We start from the raw sequence: 16,018 nt of genomic DNA, 5'->3' as shown, positions 1-16,018 counted from the left end.
GAATGGCGCTTACCAAAGCCGATTTAGCAGAACGTTTATTTACTAAGTTTGGCATCAGCAAACGCGACGCCAAAATGATAGTAGAATCATTTTTTGAAGAGATCCGTCTCGCCCTTGAAACCGGCGATCAGGTCAAACTGTCAGGCTTTGGTAACTTTGACCTACGGGTGAAAAATCAGCGGCCAGGTCGTAATCCAAAAACCGGTGAAGATATTCCAATCTCTGCCCGTTGTGTGGTGACCTTCCGTCCCGGGCAGAAGCTTAAAAGCCGGGTTGAAGTCGGCACCGCCAAAAAATAACTGGTGTTATCGCAGAAAAAAGAGCGCAATGGCTATGCCAGAGCGCTCTTTTTTTTATATCTGGCTAACGTCATCTAGAACCGTTAGGACAGTTGATTTCTCAAACGGATGTCAGCACAGGCGTCACCGTGCATCTGACTTTTTTTCTTTTTGCTGATCCAAAAATATTTCAGGACTGTAATGAACCCTCAATCCAACCTGTTTAATGCTGCAATGAAATTAAAAATTGGCATCAGTGCCTGTGTACTTGGTCAGAAAGTCCGTTATGACGGTGGCCACAAACAATCCGAATTTTGTACCTCTACACTATTACCTTTTGCCGATTTTGTGCCTTTTTGCCCTGAACAGGCACTCGGTATGGGCGTACCGCGCCCAGCGATCCGGTTAATGAAAAATGCCAGCGAACAAATCCGCTTGGTAAACAACAAAGACAGCAGTATTGACCATACCGATGCAATGCAGCTGCTCTGCGCCGAACGGTTGCCGCAGATGGCTGATTTTTCTGGTTATATCGTCTGTGCCAAGTCACCAAGTTGTGGCATGGAAAGAGTCCGGCTGGTAGACGAGAAAGGCGCCCAATTGGGTAAAGTGGCGGTGGGCCTGTTTACCCGTGAATTGATGCAGCAATATCCCTGGTTGCCGGTAGAAGAGGATGGCCGTTTACTCGACGCCGGGATCCGAGAAAGTTTTGTCACGCGGATTTATGCACTGTCCCATTGGCAACAGATGATGGCTGACGGCTTTAGCATCGGCAAGTTGGTGAAGTATCACAGTCAGTACAAGTTCGTTTTACTGGCGCACCATCCGGTCGCTTACCGCGAACTGGGCCGGCTGGTGGCACAAGGAAAGTTATTTGCACCGGAAGAGTTGGCTAACCGCTACCTCATTTCGATGCAACAGGCATTGTCGCAACCGACTACGCGGAAAAATCACGCCAATGTATTGATGCATCTGCAGGGCTTTTTCAAAAAAGTGTTGAGTGCCGAAGCCAAAGCTGAATTGTTGCAACTTATTCATCAATATCGAGTTGGACACATTCCATTGCTGGCGCCTTTGACGTTGCTCAAACACCATCTGCGTTTACATCCGGATGACTATGTTGCTTGTCAGCGCTATTTGCAGCCGTTTCCGACAGAGTTGGGCGTTCGGATATGAGTACGTTTCAGCTGGTTTGGTTACGTAACGACCTGCGCCATTATGACAATGCCGCGCTGCATGCTGCGGCGCAAACCGGGCTGCCGGTGGTGGCGGTGTTTATTTCTACGCCACAGACCTGGCAACAGCATGATATGGCGCCGATCAAGCAGGACCTGATCCGTCGTCGCGTTGTGGCGTTGCAACAAGAGTTGGCTGTTGTGGGGATCCCGTTGCTTGCGATTGAAGCCGATTGTTACAGTGATTGCACGGCGATCCTGCGACAACTCGCTCAACAAGGCGCTGTGGGGCTCTATGCCCAAACCGAATACGAGCTGCGAGAACAGCACAGGGATTTGGCTGTGACGCATGCCCTTGGGGCGATGGGCGTCCCTTGCTTCTGGTTTGACAGTCAATGTGTGATGCCGCCCGGTTCAGTACGCAGTAAAACCGGCGACATTTATAAAGTTTTTACCCCATTTAAGAAAACCTGGCTGGCGCAGCTGCAGCACAAAGGTGTGCGGGTGCTCAGCAAGCCTTTAGTACAAAAGACCATTGCGCTTGACGTCACGGGCTTTACACCAATGCTTGTCGGAGATGACAGTTCTGCCGCTTGGCCTGTGGCTGAGCAGCAAGTGCTGGAGCTACTCCGAAGCTTTTGTCGCGAACGCGTGCAGGATTATCAACAAGCGCGCGATTTCCCGGCGATTGATGGCACATCCTCTCTCTCTCCTTACTTTGCGATTGGCGTGGTATCGGCGCAGCAGGCGGTTGCCCGGCTGCAAACAGAGGCCGATAGTGCACTCTGGCAAGAGGGCACTGGCGCCGCGGTTTGGCTATCCGAGCTTATCTGGCGCGAGTTTTATAAACACATTCTGGTGGCCTATCCGCAACTGATTAAACACCGGGCTTTTCAGCATGATACGGAAGCTATTGTCTGGGGTAATAATGAAGCCTGGTTTGCCGCCTGGTGCGAAGGCCGTACTGGCTATCCGATTGTCGATGCCGCGATGCGGCAGTTAAATCAAACCGGTTGGATGCACAACCGCTTGCGGATGATCACGGCCAGTTTTTTGGTAAAAGATCTACAAATCGACTGGCGTTGGGGCGAGCGGTATTTTATGTCGAAGCTAATTGATGGCGAGTTCGCCGCCAATAACGGTGGCTGGCAATGGGCGGCCTCAACAGGGACCGATGCAGCGCCTTATTTCCGCATCTTCAATCCGGTTACGCAAAGCGAAAAATTCGATCCAAAAGGGATTTTCCTGAAAAAATATTTACCTGAACTTGCCGGTTTAACAGGGAAACAGCTGCATTGGCCACACCCGTTGCCGATGTCAGTACAGTATTTCCGCCCGGTTGTTGATCATGCGAAGGCACGGCTGCGTACTTTGAGTATGTTCAAAGCTGCGCGGGGCGAATCAGCAGATGTTTCTGATGAACCCGTCCGGCTGGCATAAGAGCACCATAGGCTTAGCGCTGCTGCCGCTTTTTTAAACTATACGGTGCTCTACAATCTTCTGACGGACTATGAGTAATGCAAACTGAATCATCAAATGTTATGGAGCCTCAGCCCGAAGCCTTTCAACGGCTGGCGCTTTTTGTTGAATTTTACAATCAGCTGAATTTTTCCAATCTCGCGACCTTACGGGATTTGTATGCTGACAATGTCGAGTTTATTGACCCTGTGCATCAGATCTCCGGGCTTGTGGCGCTTGAGCAGTACTTTTCCCATGCGTACCAGAATCTACAGCAATGCGAGTTTGATATGGGCGCGCACGGTGTCGGACCGCACTGGGGCTTTGTCAGCTGGCAAATGCGTTTTCGTCACTCTGCGATAGGAGCTGGCGAGCTGATCGTGGTGGATGGCACTACTGAGCTGACCTACAACTCAGAGGGTAAGATTGTGCGCCACCGCGACTATTACGATCTCACTCAAATGGTTTATCAACATTTACCCGTGATTGGTTGGCTGACTGGCAAAGTCCGCAGCCGGATGGCAGAGGCCTGACGCTTCTTTTTCTTTCCCAGGTTTTTTTCAAGGAATGTACATGCGTATAGCGGTTATTGGCGGTGGTATCGCCGGCATGATGAGTTGGTATCTGCTCAGACGACAGCATCAGGTAACGTTGTTTGAAGCGGGTGCGTATTTAGGCGGTCACACTGCCACTGTAGATGTCACTGTTGGCGGCCGTGAGTATGCGGTCGATACCGGCTTTATCGTGTTTAACAACTGGACCTATCCACTATTTAACCGCTTTATCGCTGAGCTGGAAGTGCCATTCCAACATACCACGATGAGCTTTGCTGTAACGGACCGCGCTGCCGACTTTGAATATAACGGCAATAACCTGTGGAGCTTGTTTGCGCAAAAGCGCAATTTATTGCGTCCATCGTTTTGGCGCATGCTGGGCGACATCGTGCGCTTCAATAAAATTGCCAAGCAGGCTGTGGCGGAGAATAGCGCCGATTTAGATTTGCCCATCGATGCGTTTTTGCAAAAGCATCAACTTGGCGCTGACATGCGCGACAAGTATTTGCTGCCGATGGGTGCTGCAATTTGGTCAGCAGGTCTAACCGCGATGCCAGAGTTCCCGCTGCGGTTTTTTCTGCAATTTTGCAACAATCATGGTCTGCTTAACATCAACGACCGGCCACAATGGGCCGTGATTAAAGGCGGCTCGCGCCAGTATGTCAAAGCGATGCTGGGCAAATGTGGCAATGATGGGATCCGGCTCAATAGCCCGGTAGCGCAAGTCCGGCGGTTTGACGATTCGGTCGAAATTGCATTGGCCGACGGCAGCACGGAACATTTTGATCAGGTGGTATTCGCCTGTCACAGCGATCAGGCGTTGAAAATGCTGGCCGATGCAACGCCTGCGGAGCAACAGGTTTTAGGCGGGATCGCCTATCAGGATAACGATGTCGTGCTGCATACTGACATCCGTCTGTTGCCGAAGCGCAAAGCCGCGTGGGCCGCTTGGAATTATTTACTTGGCGCAGACGCCGCTAAACAAGCGACTCTCAGCTACAACATGAATATGCTTCAGGGGATTAGTAGCGACCATACTTTTGTCGTTAGCCTGAATGCTTCAGGCAAAATAGCGCCGGAACACATTTTGCGCCGGTTTACTTATGCTCATCCGGTTTACAACAACAGTACTATGCAATCGCAGGCGCGACGCGCGGAAATCAACGGCCAGAATCGCAGTTATTTCTGTGGCGCCTATTGGTACAACGGTTTCCACGAAGACGGTGTGCGTAGTGCTGTGGACGTTGCCGCTCTGCTTGGGGTTAAGTTTTGATGTCGACTCATGCGATCTATCGCGGACAGGTGGGCCATCAGCGGCTTCAACCGAAACCGCATGGGCTGCATTACGATATCCAATATTTTTGGCTGGACTTGCGTGCACTCGCTGAATTGCCGTTGCAGATCCGCCGCGAGTCCTTTGGCGCTTTTTCATTGCGCCGCCGGGACTATTTCAAAGGCTGTGCAGCAGTGGCCAGTATCGACGATTTAGCCGAAGCTGCATTGGCTCGTGCCGCCCAATTGGGTGCTGATATCAGCTTGATTGACCAAGTGTTTTTATTGACGCCATTGGCGAACTGGGGGGTCTACTTCAGCCCGTTAACGCAGTATTATCTGTATCAGCAGGGACAACCGCGTTATTTGCTGGCCGAAGTCAGTAATACGCCGTGGAATCAGCGTCATCATTATCTGGTGCCCCTGAGCCAAACTGGTGTGACTGAGTTTAGTCACGCCAAAAATTTCCATGTCTCGCCGTTTAATCCGCTGGATATGCAATATCACTGGCGGATAGATGCGCCGGAAGCGCAATTTAACCTGTTGTTGCAGAACAGCCGACAAGGAAATAAGGTGTTTTCCGCCTGGTTCCGGCTGATACGTGAGCCGTTGGATGCGGACAACATCCGAAATATGCTGATCCGTCAGCCATGGCAAAACGTACAGGTTGTCATACGCATTTATTGGCAGGCACTGATACTATTGTGTAAAGGCCTACCATTTTATTCACATCAAAAGCCAAAGGATCAATCGGTATGACGTTAGCGCTGAGTCAATCTGGCACTGTTGCCGAAGCGGGTTTACTCGACAGGATTTGTCGTCGTCTGGTACAGGGATATCTGGCGGGTTTACAACACGGTTGTATTGAACTGATCGACCACAAAGATGAATTAATCCTCGGCGATGCACACGCCGATCTGCGGGTCCGGCTTGAAGTGCGGGATCCGCGGTTTTACCAGCGACTGGTGTTTGGCGGCTCAGTGGGGGCTGGCGAAGCTTATATGGATGGGTGGTGGCATACCGATCAACTGACAGCTCTGGTACGGATTTTTGCCCGCAATATGGCCTTGCTTGATTCGCTGGAAAGCGCCTGGGCGCGTTTAAGCAAACCAGCGCTGAAATTGCTCGACTGGAAGAACCGCAATACCTTAGGGCAGTCGCGTAAAAACATCGCCGCGCACTATGACTTGGGCAACTCGCTGTACCGCTTATTTCTCGATGACAGCATGATGTACTCCAGTGCAGTCTATCCAGACGCAGACAGCACGCTCGAGCAGGCGCAACAACATAAATTACGTCTGTTATGTGACAAGCTGCAGCTGCAACCCGGTGATCATTTGCTGGAAATCGGTACTGGCTGGGGCAGTTTGGCAATTTTTGCAGCGACGCATTACGGCTGTAAAGTCACCACAACCACCATTTCACGTGAACAGCATGACTATGCCGCAGAGCGCATCGCCGCTGCGGGCCTTGGCGACAAGATCACGTTGTTGTTTGAGGATTATCGGTTGTTAACGGGCCAGTACGACAAATTAGTATCGGTAGAAATGATAGAAGCGGTAGGCAAAGAGTATCTCGATTCTTATTTTGCCAAATGCAGCAGCTTGCTAAAACCAGAGGGGTTGATGGTGTTGCAGGCGATCACTATCGCTGACCAACGCTTTGAACACTACAGTAAAGAAGTTGATTTTATTCAGAAATTTATTTTTCCCGGTGGTTTTTTGCCGTCGGTGACCAAAATGGCAAGTGCTGTTTGTCAGGGGACAGATTTGGTGATCCGCCATTTAAGCGATATTGGTCTGGATTACGCGAGGACCCTTGCGGACTGGCATCAGCGTTTTGAGCAGCAAAAAGATCAAGTGCTGGCACTGGGTTACGACGCCCGGTTTATCCGCATGTGGCAGTTTTATTTGTGTTATTGCGAAGGTGGATTTTTGGAGCGGGCGACCAGTACGGTGCATTTAGTGCTGAGTAAACCCGGTTTTAAAGCCGCGGTCTGACCTGCTCAGATCACGGCTTTGCAATTTACTTAAAATCGACCTCTGTGCTATAACTGCGATAACTTTCAAAAAGTTAACGGAAAACAGCTTGCATGGATCCTGCTCGTCATCAGCTCCAAGATAATGCAGCGTTATTAGCAGAACAGGCCGATCAGTCTGAGGTCAGCCAGTTACGCCGTGAAGTGAAAGCGCTACAGGCGTTGAACCGGCTGGCATTGGAACTTCATACAGTGACTGCTGATACTGTGGTGTACCAGCGTGTGGTTGAACAGGTCAGCCAAGCGCTGGCATTTAGCGATTGTAGTTTATTTCTGCTATCCGCCGATGGTTCCTCATTGCAACGCGTCGCGGCCTGCGGCTTGCGGGCTTGCGACAAAGCAGTGCCAAATATAAAAATCCAACAAAGTGATAGTCTGGTAGCTGCATGTGCGCGGCAAATGCAGACGGTCTATGTGGCCGATACAACAACAGATGCTCGTTATCTGCCTGGTCAAAATCGCTATTCTTGTGAGTTGGCCGTGCCGGTGCTGTCGGAAGGCCAGTTACTGGCCGTACTCGACTGCGAACATCCGCAGCACAGTTTTTTTGCCGGCGCCAGCCCGCTACTGGAACAAGTGGCTGAAGTACTGGGTCGCAAACTTGAGCAACTGCAGGGGCTGAACCGGATCCAACAGTCGGTCGCACAGCTCGAATATGCCAGCCGATTGCAAAAAGTATTATTTAATATTGCGTCTTTACACTATGACGGCGAACACCCAGCACAGTTTTATCAGCAACTGCATCACAATGTGAATTCGCTGATTTATGCCGAAAACTTCTTTATTGCCTTGTTCGATACCGAGCAGGAAGTTTTACATTTTCCTTATTTTGCCGACTCGCGCGAACATATCAGTCCTGACCAGTTCTATCCAAAAGAGATTCTTAATCACAGTCTGACCGGCTATGTGTTCCGCACTGATAAACCACTATTGGCCGATAAAGCCATGCTGGTGCAATTAGACCAGCAGCAAGTGCTGAAAACTTATGGCGAGCAGCCGGAATATTGGTTAGGGGTACCGTTTAAGTCGGAAGACAACGTGCAGGGCGTTGTGGTTGTGCAGAGTTATGATGTGCAACGTAATTACCAGCAAACCGATCTCGATTTGCTGCTGTTTGTCAGCCAGCATATCTGTAGCGCGCTGGAACGCGTCTTTGTCCAGCAACGGCTGTTGCATCAGGCTTTACACGACGCTCTGACGAACCTGCCAAACCGGTTGTTATTTCTGGACCGGGTGCGGCAGGGGTTCAAACGTCGCCGGCGCTATCCGGATCATGTGGTTGCTGTGGCTTATCTGGATTTGGATCGGTTTAAAATGGTCAACGATACGCTTGGCCACCAGGTCGGCGATGAGTTTCTGGTGGCAGTGGCGCAGCTGCTGAAAAAGTGTCTGCGTCAGCACGATACGCTGGCACGCCTTGGTGGCGACGAATTTGCCATATTGCTCGATGATGTGCATACCGAAACCGACGTGGCAGAAGTGATGCAACGCATTGGGCACCAGCTGAGTCAGTCGGTACTGCTGAAACAACATAAACTGCAGACGTCAGTCAGTATTGGCGTGGCGCTGGCCAATATTCACACCAATATCGATGACACCGACGAGCTGATCCGCCGCGCTGACATTGCGATGTATCAGGCCAAACAGGACGGCCGCGGCGTCTACCGCTTTTTCTCCGACGAGATGGACCAGCGTGCTGTGCAGCACTATCAACTGGAGATGGAGATCCAGACGGCGCTGGAGCAACAACAATTCGAACTGCATTATCAGCCGGTGGTTGACCTGGCCAGTGATAGTACAGTGGGGTTCGAAGCTTTGATCCGCTGGCAGCATCCGGTGCGCGGTTTTGTGCCGCCGAACGATTTTATCCCACTGGCGGAAGAATTAGGCTTGCTCGGCGCGATAGACCTGTATGTGGTGCGCCAGGCAGTTGCGCAAATTAATGTCTGGTGGCAAAACTACGCGACACCGTTTTATGTCAGCGTGAATATTTCCGGCCGCAGTTTTTCCCGTGCTGATTTTGCTGATGCTGTGCTGCAGCTGCTGGCAGAAAGTCAGGTTCCGGCACATTATCTGGCGATCGAAATCACCGAGCGGGCCTTGATCGACAAAATTGAGCAGGCAAAAACTACCATAGCGCAGCTACGCGCCGCCGGGCTGCGGGTCTTCCTCGACGACTTTGGTACCGGTTATTCCAGCCTCAGTTATTTGCACGAATTCCAGCTAGATGTGCTGAAAATAGATCGTAGTTTTATTGCCGGGATCCGGCCACGTATTCAGGAAAATGCCGTGGTGAACACCATCATCGCGCTGGCAAAGACGCTGAAGTTATCAGTGATTGCCGAAGGCATTGAAAACAGCCTGCAACGTAAAATTCTGGCGGATCTGGGTTGTGACAGCGGTCAGGGCTATTGGTTTGCTGCTGCGCTGCCGGCGCGGCAGGCGGTGGAGTGGTTACGCTGATCTGACTGATCCCGCTGCAAAGCAGCGGGACTGTCGGCAGGTGTTATTTCAGCTTGATTTGTGTCTCGCTGATCTCAATCTTGCCGGCCTTAAACAAGGCGCCAATGGCTTGTTTATAGACTTTTTTACTGACGCCAAACAATGCAGAAATGGCTTCCGGTGAGCTTTTATCTGACAGCATCAGCACGCCTTCATTCGCTTCCAGCTTTTGCAGAATTTGTCCGGTCAAATCCAAAGTTTTGCCATAACCAGGTTTATCGAGCAACAGGTCGATTTTGCCGTCGCTGCGTAGTTTGTTGACATAGGCCTTGCATTGATACCCACGGCGCAGCTGTTTAAACACCTGATCTTTATATAATAAACCCCAGTGCTCGTTGTTCACCACGACTTTAAAACCCAGGTCGGTAGGTTCGGCAACAACAATCGATACCTCATCGCCACTATTGAGTACTGGTGTGGTTTTACCGATAAATTTGTCGAGTTTGCTCGATGCGACAATGCGGTTACTTTTATCAACAAAACAATACACCAGATAGCTGAAATCTTGTTGCATCGGCACCGTCTGCTCAGCAAAAGGCACTAACAAGTCTTTTTTCAAACCCCAGTTTAAGAAAGCGCCGACTTTATTCACCGCAACTACGCGCATTTGCGCCACTTCACCGACTTTGATCAAGGCTTTTTCTGTTGTAGCGATCAGTTGGTCTTCTGAATCGAGGTATAAAAAGACGTCGACGCTGCTGCCAATATCTGCGGTCAGTGGCACATAGCGTTTAGGCAGTAGAATGTCACCCCATTCTTTGCCATCCAGATACACACCAAATTCGACGCGACGTTTAATCACCAGGCGGTTTATTTTTCCAAGAAACATTAGGACTCCAGTTGAAACAGTGGTGGATTGCTCTGCTGCAGCAGGCGTGGATTGAGCACCACAGAATGAGTTGAGTCAGCGAACCAGAGCTGGCCTTCCTGAATGGTACATTGTAGTTGCATCGTGCGTTGGCACAAGTTAGTCAGCGCTTGCGATTCGGCCGCATCAATAGCGACGACGGTCAGGTTCGGCAGTTCCCGGGCAGTTTTCTGCGCGTCTTTCCACCATTTATCGACCACAGTGCCGCCATACGCCAATACCATGCCCTGATGTGCGCGATGCGCGGCACGGCGTAGTAATTTGTCTTCCGGTAGACCCAGTTCTATCCACAGTTCGATGTTGCCGCCGTAGTCGTGTTGCCACAGATCGGGCTCAGCATCTTCAGAGATACCCTTGCCGAAGATCAGTCGCTCATGTGCACAAAGGGTAAACGCGACCAGTCGCAGCATCATCCGTTCAAGGGTTTCAGATGGATGTTGCGCTAGGGTCAGACTGTGCGTCTGATAATAATGCCGCGTCATATCGGCAATCGCGAGCTCGGTTTTGTAGATGGTGGCTTTGAGTGCCATGGATCACACCAGAGAAAAAACGGGGCGCCAGTGTAACGTTTTTTTGCCCGCCCCGCGACTTATGCACGCAGAAACTGTGGTTTTTCTGCCTGTTGTAACCGGGTCCAGATTTTCTCGTGAATAATATAACCGACAGTGTTGACGGCCGGTTCGACCATAGCGACCAGACCACCGACCATAATGTCTCCGGTGAGCAGATAGGCGACCGTAAACGCGATTGTGAAATGCATCAGGGTGAAGCTGAAGGTTTTTAACATGATGTGCTCCTGGCTTCGTGGCCTGGCTGAAATTCACACCAGCATATGAGGCGGCACCATCAATGTGAAACGAATAAAAAAGACTGTATGGTTCGAAAAAAGCGATGAGGATCTCAGCGCACTGTTGTAGTAATAGTTAGTCGGTTCAAAGCATCGGTCAGTAACGGTAAATCCGGTTTTTGCTCCAGTGCGACAAAAGTACCGGCCGACCAGACGCTGTATTGGCCATCTTCTTTGACCAGCAGCATTTTGTCTTTACGAAATGCATAGAGTTCATTACCGATCACATTCAGTTTGGCGTTTTGGCTGGCTGCTAACCAGTTTTCGCCAATCCACGGATGTTGATTAAAACAACCGGCGTAAGCGAGCAATGTCGGCATCAAATCGAGATGCTGACTGACCTGACTAAAACGTTGCTGGCGCAGTTCCGGCCAGTGATACCAGACCTGAGCTGGCCCCAATGCAAAACGATCGCCTTGTGCAGCAATTTCAATCACCATCAGTTGTTGAGCTGCCGGACGCTGTTTTAACTGTGCCAGCAGCAGTGCCGGATCTTGTTGCAGATGAATGCGCACGGCGGCCGTTGTTGTGCTTTGGCTGGCGAGCCAGGGCAGCTGTGTGCTCCAGCTGGCGTCGGCATCGATTTGCAGAAAGCCAGCAGGCAGATTGTTCCACCAGGATGGTGCCGTGCTCGGCAGCGCCGGGGCGAGCTGACCGTGTAATAAGTTACTCAGTCCAAGCGCCTGATCACGAGGCGCCAGGTGTTGGGGTAACGTCTTGAAATTTTGTAACTGCAGCAGTTGCAACAGTTCATCATCAATTTTATTCACTAGCCAGACATCGATAGGTGCAGCTTGTGGTGCGGCACTGCAGGACAGTTGCACCGGTTGAGGTGTTGCCAGTGCCTGTTGCAGCCAGCTTTGCGGCTGCTGTTCGTTATTTTGTCTGCTGATGATTTGATAGCGGTTCAGTACGGTTCGTGCAGTCGCCGGATAACTCAGCGGCAGGGTATTGTCTTGTCTTGTGATGCTGGTCACTTCCATCGCATCACCCCAGATATGTAAGAAGTGGCTGCAGACAAAGCTGCCGAGCAACGTTAACAAAGCTGGGGCGCCGATCCCGGAGCGTTTGAGCCGCTCAATTTTTTTCCAGCAAAAATTACTCAGGACCAGTTCAAGCGCTAACAACAACAAACCAACAGAGGCGGTGATTAAAACAAAATTGCGCAGATTAGTGACTACTTGCTGGCGCAACAAATCGACGGTTTGGTCGAAGGAGGCACTGCCAGCGTGATAACCCAGACTGTGATAGACATAAGCGTCAAAAATCAGCACGACCAGGCCAATACTGGCCAGCAATGCAGCGACGCCACGTACGTGGCGTTGGGACGGAAATAACAGGCTGACCGGGAAAATGGTCACGATAAAAAACAACAAACAGATAAAAGCGGTGTGGCCCAGCCAATTTAGCGCCAGATAAATCCAACCGATAGTATCAGGCGGCAGCGGGTCGGCCAGAAAAAAACTTAAGGTGACCGGCAACGCCAGCAAGACATTAAAAAAGGTAAACCAATGACCCCAGCGCAAAAGCCGGTTCACTTTATTTACCAGTGAAAGGTCCTGCTCAAGTACCATAAGATCAGTGCGACTTTCCGGCCACTGAATCGACCAGCACCTGTGCGAAAGACTTCGCGACTTCTTGCTGCCGGTCTTTCGGCACATGGGTGTGGATGATGTGACTGATGGTATTGCCGAGGCACATCAGGCTCAGTTCGGTATTGGCCTGTTGCTGCCGCAAAGTTTCCAGTAAAAGGTTGACGACATTTTCAATTTGGGCGTTGCTGTACTTGGACTGGATCGGCATGAATTACTCTGAATTGAAATCTGCAAAACAGGTAGAATGGTAACAGAATTCGGTTAAACAGGAAAATTTATGTCTGTTGATGTCCACGCTCTGGCGATTAATTTCATTGAAGCCAATGAGTCAGCGCAGCTGACCGCGCATTTCCGTCAAGAGTTATTGAGTATCACCCCTCATGTCGCGTTGTTATTGGAACAACTGCATTTAGCCTATAACGGCAAACCGGCGAAAGGTTATGCCAGTTTCAGCAGTGACAAAGTTGAACAAATGTTGGAACCGCTTGGGCAATGGCAACACGGCGAAAAGCCATTCCTGAGTCTGGCTGAACACGCCACGGCAGCGTTAGTCGTGGAATTGACCAAGCACCAGATCCCGGAAACCGGTTATCTGATGTTGTGTCATTACCGTTATCTGGCAAACGAATATTTGTTTGTTGCCTTGCTCGGCAGTAAAGAACATTTCAGTCTGACGTCCGATTTACAGCTCGCTAGTAGTAAGCATCTGGATATTGCCCGGATGCAGCTGGCTGCGCGGATTGATTTAACCGAACTTGCCAGTTCGCCGGAGCAGGGTAAATACATCTCGTTTATCCGTGGCCGCGCCGGACGCAAAGTGGCGGATTTTTTCCTCGATTTTCTCGGTGCCGCTGAAGGCGTCGACCCCAAGGCCAGCAGCAAAGTGGTGTTGGCGTCAGTGGAAGAATATTTAAGTGCATCGGATTATGACGCCGGCGAAAAACACGATGTACGTAAGCAAGTCTATCAATATTGTGAAGAGCGGGCCAAACAAGGTCAGGATGTGCGGCTGGATGAATTATCCGCTACCGTCGATAGCTCTGATGACAACGCTTTTATCCGTTATTGCCAGGAACAGGATATTGCCGTAGCCGAAGAGTTTCCGGTTGATGTCAAAGAGCTAAAGACACTGGTGAAGTTTTCAGGCGCCGGCGCCGGACTTAGCCTGAGCTTTGAACAAAAGCTACTTGGTGAGCGTGTGCAGTATGATGCGGAACGCGATGTCCTGATCATCAAAGGCACGCCACCAAACCTGCGCGACCAGTTGCAGAAGTTTATCCGCGGTTATTCCAGTTTCGACAAAAAAGGCGAATAACAGCGCCACTGCTTCAGCGCTGTTGAGATGTTGAAGCAGTGCTTAATCTGCACCGCCGGCATTGTCAGCGGCTGAATGTCCGGGAACATCGCTGGCGGGTTTCGCCGCCGGCACATCACTGTTGGATTTCTCTTGTGTTGTTGCAATAACAGGGCTGGTTTGCACTGCTGCAGCAGTTTGCGCCGATTGAACTGGGCGACTTACTGTGCTTTTGCGGGGTAAAGGTTGTTTGCTATTGCGTTTGAGCAGCCATAAATTGCCCACTAACAGCGCTACAACCAGCGCGATCATCAGCCATAAATCAGACATCTTCTTCTCCATCAATATTGCAGATATAACGTTGGAATAGCGTTGGCAGCAGGGCACAGATCGCCTCACGCGCCGGTAATTCGCTACGTAAAATGGCCGCCTGCAGTATCGGCAAGCTGAGTTGGTGCAAGTACACGCTGGCCAGCGGCCGATAACTCAAATGCCAGGGTTCTACTGCCACGCCGCCACGAAAAGTGCGGTAGGGACGAAAAAAACCGAATTGTCCTGCGTGCTGACTGAGCCATTCGGATAAAGCTGCAAAGGGGCCACCAGCAGCATACTCGGCTGGCGTCAACTGCAACACATAATCAGCTGGCACCGCCGCCTGATCCCACACATCCAGATCCGTGCCCCAATGGTGGCGACTGGCACCTGGTAAGGCAGAATATAACATGACGGCTTCAATTTGTGCGGCAGGCGAAAGTCCGGCAAGTGTCACCGGCTGCTGCGCTGCATCGTACACCGGACGTTCACCGTTTAATTTCGCTTTGACAATCGCCTGCTGGCGCGAAAAATCACGCCAGCCGGAGGCGATGCGTAGCTCGATACCCGCAGCCGCTGCCGCTTGTTGCATCGCCTGGTAGGCAGCTGCGACAACAGGTTGCAACAACCGGCCCGGCTCCACTTCTAACAAAGGCGGCGCGTCGATACCGGTCAGTTGCAGCGCGGTTAGGTCAGCAGATGCCACAGGATGGCCTCGTACATGTCGGTCAGGAGGTCGAGATCTGCCACCCGCACATGTTCGTTGATTTTATGAATAGTGCCATTGCAGGGGCCAAGTTCAACCACCTGCGCGCCGGTCGGGGCGATAAAGCGGCCATCCGACGTACCCCCGGTGGTTTCGAGGGATGTTTCGAAACCCTGTACCTGACGCACAGCTTTTGCTGCCGCCTCAACCAGCGGACCGCGGTCGGTTAAAAACGGTAAGCCATTGAGTACCCAGTCGATGTCGTAGTTCAGCTGATGCTGGTCCAACAAAGCCAGTACCCGTTGCTGCAGTTGTTCAGCGGTGACTTCTGTACTGTAGCGGAAGTTAAAGGTCAGGCTGAGCTCACCGGGGACTACGTTGGTTGCACCGGTTCCGGCATGAATATTCGAGATTTGAAAGCTGGTCGCCGGAAAAAAGGCATTGCCATGGTCCCACACTTCAGTGCTCAGCGCCGCCAGCGCAGGGGCTGCTTTGTGGATTGGGTTATCGACTAAATGTGGGTAGGCCACGTGTCCCTGTACACCTTTGACTTTCAGGTAGCCTGTCAGACTGCCGCGCCGGCCGTTTTTAATCACATCGCCAACTTGGTGGGTACTGGAAGGTTCACCCACCAGACACCAGCTGATTTTTTCCTGCCGGGCCTCTAATGTTTCAATGACTCTTTTGGTGCCATTGATAAAAGGGCCTTCTTCGTCGCTGGTGATTAAAAAGGCGATGTCACCGGTTAGCTGTGGTTTTTTGGCCAGAAAGCGTTCGGTCGCCACAATCATTGCCGCCAGACTGCCTTTCATATCGGCAGTGCCGCGGCCATATAACAGACCATCGCGAATTTCCGGTTCAAATGGCGGGCTGTCCCATTGCTCTAATGGTCCGGTAGGCACTACATCGGTATGGCCGGCAAAACAAAACAGTGGTTTACCTTGGCCGCGACGCGCCCACAGGTTTAACGTATCTTCGAAAAACATCGATTCGATATCAAAACCGAGCGCACTCAGGCGATCAGCCATTAACTGCTGGCAACCCTCATCCAGCGGCGTGACAGAAGGGCGGCGGATCAGTTCTTCAGTCAGGTGAAGTACGGCAGATTTTTCAGACATA

General features: G+C 51.2%; 17 protein-coding genes. 9 read left to right on the top strand and 8 right to left on the bottom strand.

Annotation, left to right across the window (positions count from 1 at the left end; translation table 11 throughout):
- Window positions 1–2: 2 nt before the first annotated feature.
- The 8 genes from ihfA to ACFFJP_RS16995 all read left to right on the top strand — a co-directional run bounded on the left by ihfA (window position 3) and on the right by ACFFJP_RS16995 (window position 9,238).
- The gene (gene ihfA / locus ACFFJP_RS17030) at window positions 3–299 is read left to right on the top strand and encodes an integration host factor subunit alpha (RefSeq protein WP_377246960.1); all 297 of its coding nucleotides are present in this window, start codon (window positions 3–5) and stop codon (window positions 297–299) included.
- A 180-nt stretch (window positions 300–479) separates the two neighbouring features.
- Window positions 480–1,454 carry a YbgA family protein gene (locus ACFFJP_RS17025; protein WP_377246957.1) on the top strand — a complete coding sequence of 325 codons (975 nt, stop codon included), beginning with the start codon at window positions 480–482 and terminating at the stop codon, window positions 1,452–1,454.
- Window positions 1,451–2,893 (top strand): deoxyribodipyrimidine photo-lyase, encoded by a 1,443-nt coding sequence (gene phrB / locus ACFFJP_RS17020; protein WP_377246954.1) that lies wholly within the window; start codon window positions 1,451–1,453, stop codon window positions 2,891–2,893. Before ACFFJP_RS17025 ends, phrB begins: the two co-directional genes overlap by 4 nt.
- A 101-nt stretch (window positions 2,894–2,994) precedes the next feature.
- Window positions 2,995–3,444: a nuclear transport factor 2 family protein gene (locus tag ACFFJP_RS17015; RefSeq protein WP_377246951.1), complete on the top strand. Its 450-nt coding sequence runs from the start codon at window positions 2,995–2,997 to the stop codon at window positions 3,442–3,444.
- Between the two features lie 40 nt (window positions 3,445–3,484).
- Window positions 3,485–4,738 carry an NAD(P)/FAD-dependent oxidoreductase gene (locus ACFFJP_RS17010; protein WP_377246948.1) on the top strand — a complete coding sequence of 418 codons (1,254 nt, stop codon included), beginning with the start codon at window positions 3,485–3,487 and terminating at the stop codon, window positions 4,736–4,738.
- Window positions 4,738–5,496: a DUF1365 domain-containing protein gene (locus ACFFJP_RS17005; RefSeq protein WP_377246945.1), complete on the top strand. Its 759-nt coding sequence runs from the start codon at window positions 4,738–4,740 to the stop codon at window positions 5,494–5,496. The genes ACFFJP_RS17010 and ACFFJP_RS17005 overlap by 1 nt, the downstream gene beginning before the upstream one ends.
- Complete coding sequence (locus tag ACFFJP_RS17000; RefSeq protein ID WP_377246942.1) at window positions 5,493–6,737, top strand: class I SAM-dependent methyltransferase; 1,245 nt, start codon at window positions 5,493–5,495, stop codon at window positions 6,735–6,737. The genes ACFFJP_RS17005 and ACFFJP_RS17000 overlap by 4 nt, the downstream gene beginning before the upstream one ends.
- A gap of 92 nt (window positions 6,738–6,829) precedes the next feature.
- Window positions 6,830–9,238: a bifunctional diguanylate cyclase/phosphodiesterase gene (locus ACFFJP_RS16995; RefSeq protein ID WP_377246939.1), complete on the top strand. Its 2,409-nt coding sequence runs from the start codon at window positions 6,830–6,832 to the stop codon at window positions 9,236–9,238.
- A 43-nt stretch (window positions 9,239–9,281) separates the two neighbouring features.
- Here the strand turns inward: ACFFJP_RS16995 and ACFFJP_RS16990 are convergent, their stop codons facing one another.
- The 5 genes from ACFFJP_RS16990 to ACFFJP_RS16970 all read right to left on the bottom strand — a co-directional run bounded on the left by ACFFJP_RS16990 (window position 9,282) and on the right by ACFFJP_RS16970 (window position 12,795).
- Entirely contained in the window at window positions 9,282–10,106 is an 825-nt protein-coding gene (locus ACFFJP_RS16990; RefSeq protein WP_377246936.1) for a CvfB family protein, read from the bottom strand.
- On the bottom strand, window positions 10,106–10,675 hold the full coding sequence (locus ACFFJP_RS16985) for a YaeQ family protein (RefSeq protein ID WP_377246933.1): 570 nt from the start codon (window positions 10,673–10,675) through the stop codon (window positions 10,106–10,108). The genes ACFFJP_RS16990 and ACFFJP_RS16985 overlap by 1 nt, the downstream gene beginning before the upstream one ends.
- A gap of 59 nt (window positions 10,676–10,734) precedes the next feature.
- Window positions 10,735–10,932 carry a DUF2061 domain-containing protein gene (locus ACFFJP_RS16980; protein WP_377246930.1) on the bottom strand — a complete coding sequence of 66 codons (198 nt, stop codon included), beginning with the start codon at window positions 10,930–10,932 and terminating at the stop codon, window positions 10,735–10,737.
- Window positions 10,933–11,045: 113 nt separating this feature from the next.
- Window positions 11,046–12,530, bottom strand: coding sequence for a DUF3413 domain-containing protein (locus tag ACFFJP_RS16975; protein ID WP_377246927.1), 1,485 nt, complete (start codon window positions 12,528–12,530; stop codon window positions 11,046–11,048).
- 40 nt (window positions 12,531–12,570) lie between these two features.
- Window positions 12,571–12,795 carry a YejL family protein gene (locus tag ACFFJP_RS16970; RefSeq protein ID WP_377246924.1) on the bottom strand — a complete coding sequence of 75 codons (225 nt, stop codon included), beginning with the start codon at window positions 12,793–12,795 and terminating at the stop codon, window positions 12,571–12,573.
- A gap of 69 nt (window positions 12,796–12,864) precedes the next feature.
- Here ACFFJP_RS16970 and yejK point away from each other — a divergent pair, with 69 nt between their 5' ends.
- Window positions 12,865–13,902: a nucleoid-associated protein YejK gene (yejK, locus tag ACFFJP_RS16965; protein WP_377246921.1), complete on the top strand. Its 1,038-nt coding sequence runs from the start codon at window positions 12,865–12,867 to the stop codon at window positions 13,900–13,902.
- Window positions 13,903–13,944: 42 nt separating this feature from the next.
- Here the strand turns inward: yejK and ACFFJP_RS16960 are convergent, their stop codons facing one another.
- The 3 genes from ACFFJP_RS16960 to dapE are packed head-to-tail and all read right to left on the bottom strand — an operon-like array spanning window position 13,945 to window position 16,017.
- Entirely contained in the window at window positions 13,945–14,211 is a 267-nt protein-coding gene (locus ACFFJP_RS16960) for a hypothetical protein (RefSeq protein ID WP_377246918.1), read from the bottom strand.
- A complete protein-coding gene (locus ACFFJP_RS16955) occupies window positions 14,204–14,899 on the bottom strand; it encodes a M15 family metallopeptidase (protein ID WP_377246915.1) in 696 nt (231 codons plus the stop codon). Before ACFFJP_RS16955 ends, ACFFJP_RS16960 begins: the two co-directional genes overlap by 8 nt.
- Entirely contained in the window at window positions 14,881–16,017 is a 1,137-nt protein-coding gene (dapE, locus tag ACFFJP_RS16950) for a succinyl-diaminopimelate desuccinylase (RefSeq protein WP_377246912.1), read from the bottom strand. Before dapE ends, ACFFJP_RS16955 begins: the two co-directional genes overlap by 19 nt.
- Window position 16,018: the final 1 nt, after the last annotated feature.

The organism is Rheinheimera tilapiae, assembly GCF_042432165.1.
GTDB lineage: Bacteria > Pseudomonadota > Gammaproteobacteria > Enterobacterales > Alteromonadaceae > Pararheinheimera > Pararheinheimera tilapiae.
The sequence above is the reverse complement of the archived record's forward strand: the minus strand, read 5'-3'. Positions and strand labels throughout refer to the sequence as shown.

Bases quoted from the DNA above. Each gene is read 5' to 3' on its own strand.
- ACFFJP_RS16990 (WP_377246936.1), bottom strand. From the start codon at position 10,106: ATGTTTCTTGGAAAAATAAACCGCCTGGTGATTAAACGTCGCGTCGAA.
- dapE (WP_377246912.1), bottom strand. From the start codon at position 16,017: ATGTCTGAAAAATCTGCCGTACTTCACCTGACTGAAGAACTGATCCGC.
- ACFFJP_RS16995 (WP_377246939.1), top strand. From the start codon at position 6,830: ATGGATCCTGCTCGTCATCAGCTCCAAGATAATGCAGCGTTATTAGCA.
- ACFFJP_RS16970 (WP_377246924.1), bottom strand. From the start codon at position 12,795: ATGCCGATCCAGTCCAAGTACAGCAACGCCCAAATTGAAAATGTCGTC.
- ACFFJP_RS17010 (WP_377246948.1), top strand. From the start codon at position 3,485: ATGCGTATAGCGGTTATTGGCGGTGGTATCGCCGGCATGATGAGTTGG.
- ACFFJP_RS16980 (WP_377246930.1), bottom strand. From the start codon at position 10,932: ATGTTAAAAACCTTCAGCTTCACCCTGATGCATTTCACAATCGCGTTT.
- phrB (WP_377246954.1), top strand. From the start codon at position 1,451: ATGAGTACGTTTCAGCTGGTTTGGTTACGTAACGACCTGCGCCATTAT.
- ACFFJP_RS17005 (WP_377246945.1), top strand. From the start codon at position 4,738: ATGTCGACTCATGCGATCTATCGCGGACAGGTGGGCCATCAGCGGCTT.
- ihfA (WP_377246960.1), top strand. From the start codon at position 3: ATGGCGCTTACCAAAGCCGATTTAGCAGAACGTTTATTTACTAAGTTT.
- ACFFJP_RS17025 (WP_377246957.1), top strand. From the start codon at position 480: ATGAACCCTCAATCCAACCTGTTTAATGCTGCAATGAAATTAAAAATT.
- ACFFJP_RS16985 (WP_377246933.1), bottom strand. From the start codon at position 10,675: ATGGCACTCAAAGCCACCATCTACAAAACCGAGCTCGCGATTGCCGAT.
- ACFFJP_RS17015 (WP_377246951.1), top strand. From the start codon at position 2,995: ATGGAGCCTCAGCCCGAAGCCTTTCAACGGCTGGCGCTTTTTGTTGAA.
- ACFFJP_RS16960 (WP_377246918.1), bottom strand. From the start codon at position 14,211: ATGTCTGATTTATGGCTGATGATCGCGCTGGTTGTAGCGCTGTTAGTG.
- yejK (WP_377246921.1), top strand. From the start codon at position 12,865: ATGTCTGTTGATGTCCACGCTCTGGCGATTAATTTCATTGAAGCCAAT.
- ACFFJP_RS17000 (WP_377246942.1), top strand. From the start codon at position 5,493: ATGACGTTAGCGCTGAGTCAATCTGGCACTGTTGCCGAAGCGGGTTTA.